At 38.0% G+C, this 6,849-nt stretch carries 7 protein-coding genes and 1 rRNA gene; 1 reads left to right on the forward strand and 7 read right to left on the reverse strand.

The window, feature by feature from the left end; genetic code table 11:
• Nucleotide 1 precedes the first annotated feature (1 nt).
• Nucleotides 2–1,372 carry an efflux RND transporter periplasmic adaptor subunit gene (locus tag IFO69_RS15440; protein WP_192011046.1) on the reverse strand — a complete coding sequence of 457 codons (1,371 nt, stop codon included), beginning with the start codon at nucleotides 1,370–1,372 and terminating at the stop codon, nucleotides 2–4.
• 193 nt (nucleotides 1,373–1,565) lie between these two features.
• On the opposite strand from IFO69_RS15440, the gene IFO69_RS15445 reads away from it, so the two are divergent.
• Nucleotides 1,566–2,345 (forward strand): class I SAM-dependent methyltransferase, encoded by a 780-nt coding sequence (locus IFO69_RS15445; protein WP_192011024.1) that lies wholly within the window; start codon nucleotides 1,566–1,568, stop codon nucleotides 2,343–2,345.
• On the opposite strand, the gene IFO69_RS15450 is transcribed toward IFO69_RS15445, so the two are convergent.
• The 6 genes from IFO69_RS15450 to rrf form a co-directional block, all read right to left on the reverse strand.
• Nucleotides 2,335–3,285: a glycosyltransferase gene (locus tag IFO69_RS15450; protein ID WP_192011025.1), complete on the reverse strand. Its 951-nt coding sequence runs from the start codon at nucleotides 3,283–3,285 to the stop codon at nucleotides 2,335–2,337. The two genes, IFO69_RS15445 and IFO69_RS15450, sit on opposite strands and share 11 nt — an antisense overlap.
• Complete coding sequence (locus tag IFO69_RS15455; protein ID WP_192011026.1) at nucleotides 3,285–4,247, reverse strand: glycosyltransferase family 2 protein; 963 nt, start codon at nucleotides 4,245–4,247, stop codon at nucleotides 3,285–3,287. The genes IFO69_RS15450 and IFO69_RS15455 overlap by 1 nt, the downstream gene beginning before the upstream one ends.
• Nucleotides 4,248–4,255: 8 nt before the next feature.
• The gene (locus tag IFO69_RS15460; protein WP_192011027.1) at nucleotides 4,256–4,801 is read right to left on the reverse strand and encodes a DUF4199 domain-containing protein; all 546 of its coding nucleotides are present in this window, start codon (nucleotides 4,799–4,801) and stop codon (nucleotides 4,256–4,258) included.
• A gap of 9 nt (nucleotides 4,802–4,810) precedes the next feature.
• On the reverse strand, nucleotides 4,811–5,323 hold the full coding sequence (locus IFO69_RS15465; RefSeq protein ID WP_192011028.1) for a DUF4199 domain-containing protein: 513 nt from the start codon (nucleotides 5,321–5,323) through the stop codon (nucleotides 4,811–4,813).
• The gene (locus IFO69_RS15470; RefSeq protein ID WP_192011029.1) at nucleotides 5,316–6,560 is read right to left on the reverse strand and encodes a dihydroorotase; all 1,245 of its coding nucleotides are present in this window, start codon (nucleotides 6,558–6,560) and stop codon (nucleotides 5,316–5,318) included. Before IFO69_RS15470 ends, IFO69_RS15465 begins: the two co-directional genes overlap by 8 nt.
• A gap of 210 nt (nucleotides 6,561–6,770) precedes the next feature.
• Nucleotides 6,771–6,849, reverse strand: a 5S ribosomal RNA gene (gene rrf, locus IFO69_RS15475); the annotation flags it as partial.

Consider the following 6,849-nt stretch of genomic DNA (forward strand, 5'->3'; position numbering starts at 1 on the left):
ATTATTGTTTTGTTGAAGTTCCTGCCGGCCTAGGTCCGCCGCCCCCTGGTCTTCCTTGCCTTCTCTCTGGACGTTTCGGTTCCTCGGCTACCGTCTCTTCCTCTTTCTGATTTCTGGTACCGTCAAGTCCTTTTAATAGTTTAACATTTTTGTCTTTCTCACTCCAGTCAGGAATTGAAAGGTAAACCTTGTCACCTTCATTCAAACCAAGTTCTACTACCACTTCATCATAATTGGCCAATCCGAGTTTTACTTCTTGCTTAACACCATTATTCAAATAAACATAATTGATACTGTCGTTTTGAACATGAATGGCTTCTAAAGGAACAAAAATCGTTTCCTCCAATTCTTTGGCAATAATGGTATTGCTGGTAGTCATGGCAGGACGCATTACTGGATCACTTTCATTGACCAAAATGGTCACTTCAAACACCTTGGCATCAGAATTAGGGCGCTGTTGCCCAACATTGGCCACTCGGGTCACTTTTCCTGTAAATTTCTTTTCTGGGAAAGCATCTAATCCAATTTCCACATTTTGACCTACTTTAACCTTTCTAATTTCCACTTCATTGACATAGGTGATACTTTGCATTTCAGTCAAATCAGGTAAAGTAGCCACCACTGGGTTCCAAGCACTGATTTGAGAGCCTTCTCCAATTTTATTACCATCCCAATTGGTCTGAAAAATCACCATCCCATCTTGCGGTGCTGTAATGGTAAACTCATTCAGCAAATCCTGCATTTGTTGAAACTCACGTTCTTCTTTTCTGAGACGAGCCGTTCTCTCGGCCATCTTGGCCAATGCCTGATTATATTTTATTTTATAGTTTTGTTTAGCTTGATCCAAGTCTCGCTCAGCCTTTTCCAAGTCGTACTCATTTTGTTTGATGGTAGCCGGTGGTTCATACTGTGACTGCTCCAAAACCAATTTCTTCTGCTCCACATTGTATTCCAAGTTCAGAATATTATCCCTTTCTTGCCTTAAGGACAAAGCGGTATCCAATTTGGCTTGTTCATATTGAGCAATCTCAGAGTCTAGGTTATTCTGGCCATCACTCAGCTTCCCAAACAATTCTGACTTGTCTAAAGAGGCAATGAAATCACCTTTCTTCACAACTGTTCCTTCGTCAACCATACGCTCGATGGTCAATTGATTAACCCTGAATTCTCTGGCGCGGGTAGGGCCAAGGATCTGGACAGATCGCAATGCCTTTAGCTCTCCGGTAGTTGCTATTTCTACAGAAAACTTTCCTTTATTTACCGGTACTATGATATCAACACCATCTCCGGAAGCAGTGGGTGAAAAAATAAAGTAAAGTAACACGATGGCTACTACACTTCCTGCTGCTACAAACATTAAATTCTTTTTCATCATCAAAACCTATTATGAGGTTATTTTAGTTTATCATATACAAAATTAAATTTTTAAATACTCCTAACCTTCCCAACTAAAACCAAATATAGCCATTGACATAATAATTCAAACTAAATTGTTAATTAATAATTGTTAAAATTGAAATAAATGTTTTGTTAAATTGCGGCCCTAAATACACGAAAAATACAACATGAAGCGTATCATTAGTTTTGTAATCCGTTACATCCCTCGAAGTTTTCTCCAATTGGTTAGTCATATCTTCTTACGTATTCTAGCCATTTTCTACCAAGGAAACCAAGTGAGTTGTACCGTATGCAAAAAAGAGTTTAGAAAATTTCTTCCATACGGAAGGAAAGCCAGAGAGAATGCGCTTTGTCCCAATTGCCTTGCCTTGGAAAGACATCGATTGATGTGGCTTTTCTTAAAACAGAAAACAAACTTCTTTTCCGCACCACTCAAAGTCCTTCACGTTGCACCAGAGCTGTGTTTTATTGATCGCTTCGAAAAATTGGACAATTTGGAATATATTACCGGAGATATTGAATCTCCTTTGGCCAAAGTCAAAATGGATATTCATCAAATTCCATTTGAGGACAATTCCTTTGATGTCGTTTTTTGTAATCATGTGATGGAACATGTGGATGATGACATTCAGGCATGCAAAGAAATCAATAGGATCCTCAAAACAGGCGGTTGGGGAATTATCCAATCTCCCGTCTATGACATTCCTGAAACCCTGGAGGATAAATCTGTGACTTCCCCTGCAGAGCGAGAAAGATTATTTGGTCAACGAGACCATGTCAGAAAATACGGACATGATTATGCAAAAAGGCTAAGTCAATCAGGTCTGGAAGTTCATGAAAATCTTTTTGTAAAAGAGCTTCCAATTCAAATCATCGAACAACATGCTCTTCCTCCAAATGAGGTTATTTTTTATTGTACAAAGGGAAAATCGGAGCTTACCGCTTAAGCAATTGAACCAACAAGCCTAAGCCGTAGGCCAACAATTGCCCGTACGAAGTAAAAATCGATATCATTCCTACAAAGATTGAACTATTATGGATTGAGGACGAAACAAAAACCCCAATTGTCCATAGACCAAACACTGTGGCCCCCAATTTTAATAATGGTAAACAAAACATAGAAGAGGTTACTGTAATTACCAAAGCAAGTAGAAAAAACATGGGCATCAAATGGACCAATTTGATGGAACCGGGATGATATCGATTGACATTCACCCTGTTTCCTCCAAAGGAATAACTTTGTTTCAAAAAGGAGTTAAAGTCATTTCTTCTTTTGTGATAAACATATGCTTCTCTGACCAATTCTAGGTTATAGCCTTTGTCCTTGATACGAATACTCAACTCAATATCTTCTCCCTTGTTAGCATCCACAAAGCCCTGAGTTTTTTCAAATACCTCTTTCGACAGCCCCATATTATAACCTCTCGCCTGATACTTTTTAGGATCAACCACTTTTCCTCGAATTCCTCCAGTGGTCCAAAAGGAAGTCATGCTAAAATTGATTGCTTTTTGAAAATTGGAAAAGTCACTGGCCGCTGCATCAGGGCCGCCATGAGCATCTAATTTTCGGGATACTATTGCTTCTTTTAATTTTCTAAAATAAGATGATGGAACCACACAATCAGAATCAAATAAAACGAAATAATCTCCTTTGGCTTTTTTCATACCAAAGTTCCTGGCAAAACCCTGCCCTGAATTATCTTGGAAAAAATATTGAATATGCAGCTGATCTATGAAGGCATCAACTATATGCTTACAGGAAACTTCCGACCCATCTTCCACTATGATCACTTCAAACTGCTTGCATTCCTGTTTCACCAAGCTATCTAGCAATTCATTGATTTCTTGTGGTCGGTTGTAAACCGGGATGATTACCGAAAAAAACATCAGTTAATGAAGTTTAATTCTTCATCAATATTATAATCATTTTTAGGAGTACTGGTAGAAGTCATCATTTCAGCCAAAAAACCGGTAAGAAAAAGCTGAACCCCTACTATCAATGCCACTAGTGACAAAAAGAAAAGTGGCTGGTCAGTAATTTCTCTCACAAATATGCCTTTGTGCAAACCATAAATCTTTTCAAAGATCAACCAACATGTGATCAAAAAACCAGACAAAAAGGATAATGTCCCGAGAGTCCCAAAAAAATGCATGGGTTTCTTTTTGTAGCGATTTACAAATGAAACTGAAATCAGGTCTAAAAAGCCATGTACAAACCTTTCCAAACCGAACTTGGTTGTCCCATACTTTCTTGCTCGGTGTTCTACAGCTTTTTCACCAATCTTGCTAAAGCCATTCCATTTTGCAATCAGAGGAATGTACCTGTGCATTTCCCCATAAATATGGATCTGCTTAACGACTTTGTTTCGATAAGCTTTAAGCCCACAATTAAAATCATGTAACTTAATACCAGAAATCATCCTGGTCACTCCATTAAAAAATCTAGAAGGGATGGTTTTGGTGAAGGGGTCGTATCTTTTTCTTTTCCAACCTGAAACAATATCAAACCCACCTTTTACCACCATATTATAAAGCTCAGGAATCTCATCTGGACTATCCTGAAGGTCTGCATCCATTGTGATCACAACTTCACCAATGGCCTTGCTGAAACCAATATCTAAGGCTGCTGATTTGCCATAATTTCGGCTAAAACCAACAGCCTTAATGTGTCCATTTTCCCTTGCTAATGATTGAATAACTTCCCACGAACTATCTGAGCTACCATCATTGATAAAAATAACTTCATAGGTCAATTTATTCTTAACCACTACCCTACTGATCCATTCTGTCAATTCGGGCAGGGATTCTTCCTCATTATAAACTGGAATAATAATGGATACTTGGATCATTTATTCTTTTAGTAACTTAGCGACTTATCTTTTTTCTTGATAATAGCGCCTAAAATCAGAGCCAAAATGGCATAGATAATCAGCGCTATACCAAACCCTTTTAATTGTCCTCCAATGGTATAAGCGTCTTCGAAACCTTGCTTCATTTCATCGATTTGCTCAGAACTCATCGAATCACCTGCTCCAAAACTTTCCATCATGGACATGGTATTCTCCAATTGCTGGTCAGCTAAAACTTGGGGCAAAGCAGGATCAATTACTTGATACAATAGAATATTACCTACAACGCTGATCAATCCAGTTATGACCAAAGTAATAAAAGCAAACTGAAACGCAGGGCCAAAATTAATGTAACCCCCTATATCGTTTCTATACTTGGTGCCAAAAAAGATCACCAAACCACAAAATATAGCCAAAGCTAATAACCCAAACCACCATTTAGTGAGCATGGATGTATCTATAAAATACACTAAGAAGGTAATGACCAACATGATCATTCCTATGATCAAACCAGATCTTAATGCAGCTCGGAAAGGAGTTTCTTGTGTTTCCATAACAAAATTTTAGTTTTTAGTTCTTTTTAAAATTATCGAAATAATAATAGTAAAGAATAATTCGAGCATAAAAATTTTCAAAAACACATCCAGCGCAATATCTGATATACTCATCTTTTCATTCTCTGCCAAAGCATTTTGAAAAGCTTCCTGACTTACATTTTCTGATATATAACTTTCTTGTCCCTGCAACCAAGCTATTTTTTCAGCTTTGTGATTAAGAAAAATCTCTTGATCAAGTTGCAGAAAAACAGCTATTCCTAAAGCTGTGACAATAGCAAGAATGCTGTAAATAAAGAAGCCAACAGTCATTCCCTGGGCAAATACCATCTCTCCTTTGCCATAATTATCCCTGTAGCTCTTCATCCCTATGAAAACGAAAACAGGAGTAATAATGCACCCAAAGAAAAGTGTAAAATCGATTGGCTCTAATCCGATACCATATAATATCCAAAACGCAATCAGACACAACACTCCTCCTGCTAGCCCAAACAAATAACTACTCTTGATATATTTAACCATCTAACCTGGCTATTTCACCTTTATTGATTACTAGTTTTACTTTGCCTTTAAGTGTCTTATTAAAATAAGGAGAATTGGAAGAAAGGGATTTATTCGAACTTCTATTGAACGACCACTCCTCATTCGGGTCAAATATAGTTAAGGACACAGATTGGCTCTTTGGAGAATTGATCACCTGCGAAGGTCCAAAAGTAACTTTTTCTATCAATAAAGGCCATCCCAATTCTTTTTCCAATTGTACCATCCCTGGCAAGAAAGTCTGCAAACCACTCATTCCAAAATCTGCCAAATCAAATTCCATATGTTTTGCATCATAATCTCTAGGCTGATGGTTGGATACAATCGCATCAAGTGTTCCATCTTTAAGCCCTGCCTTCAATGCTTCTTGGTCCTCTTTTCCTCTAAATGGAGGCAACACTTTCAAATTAGTATCATATTCCAATAGATCATCATCTGAGAATAATAATTGATACAGAGACACATCGGCACTTACTTTCAAACCTTCAGCCTTTGCCTGACGAATTGCTTCCACGCCTTTCGCCGTACTAACCGTTTGAAAGTGCAAACTACCTCCAGTATATCTCAGAATATCTATATTCTTTTTAATGGCAACTTCCTCAGAGAGTGATGGAATCCCTTTCATTCCCATTACAGTGGAAGGGTATCCTTCGTGCATCTGACCAAAAATAGCCAGCAAAGGGTCATAAGATTGATCAAAAAGTATTCCGTTGAATTTTTGGAGATATTGAAGTACTTTCATCATTCTATCTGAATTGGATAGAGGTACTATACCGTCTCCGAAAATATTCACACCATGATGATTGATATCTAAGATTTCAGTTAAGTCTTCTCCTTTTACATCTTTGGTCACAGCCGCTTGAATGTGAATATCTGTGATAAAACGACTTACCTTATTCTTGATAAACTCTACCTCATTTTTACTTTGAATGACAGGTGAAGTATTCGGCAATACTACTGCTTGCGTAAACCCTGAAAACTTTAATGCTTCTCCAAGGCTTTCCAATGTTTCTTGGTATTCAAAGCCAGGCTCTCCTACACCGCATCTCAAATCAATCCACCCCGAAGAACCCAGATATTCAGAACAATCTATAACTTCCTCTACCCCTTCTTCATCCCCTTCATACAATTTAAACTCCTTCCCATCGTAAAGGTAATTTAAAGGGGGCTTAATACTATCCTTTTGAATTAAACTAAGTGATTTTAATAGAACTGCCATGCTGAAAATATTTGTGCAAAACTGCCATTTTTTTCTTTAAAAATAAACCCATTGGATTGAAAGATTCAAAAATATGCAGCGAAGCGCTCTGATTAGGCAAGAATGTAAAAGACATTCTAAGACATGTCCTTCATTAAGTCCCTATTTGGTTCTACTTTAATAAAGCCACAAAAAAAGCCCCGTGTCCTTGTAGGACAGGGGGCATATAGGTGAGGGCGGCGACCTACTCTCCCGGGTGTAACCCCAGTACCATCGGCGCGACAGGGCTTAACTTCTCTGTTCGGGATGG

It is taken from the genome of Echinicola arenosa, from assembly GCF_014841125.1.
Lineage (GTDB): Bacteria > Bacteroidota > Bacteroidia > Cytophagales > Cyclobacteriaceae > Echinicola > Echinicola arenosa.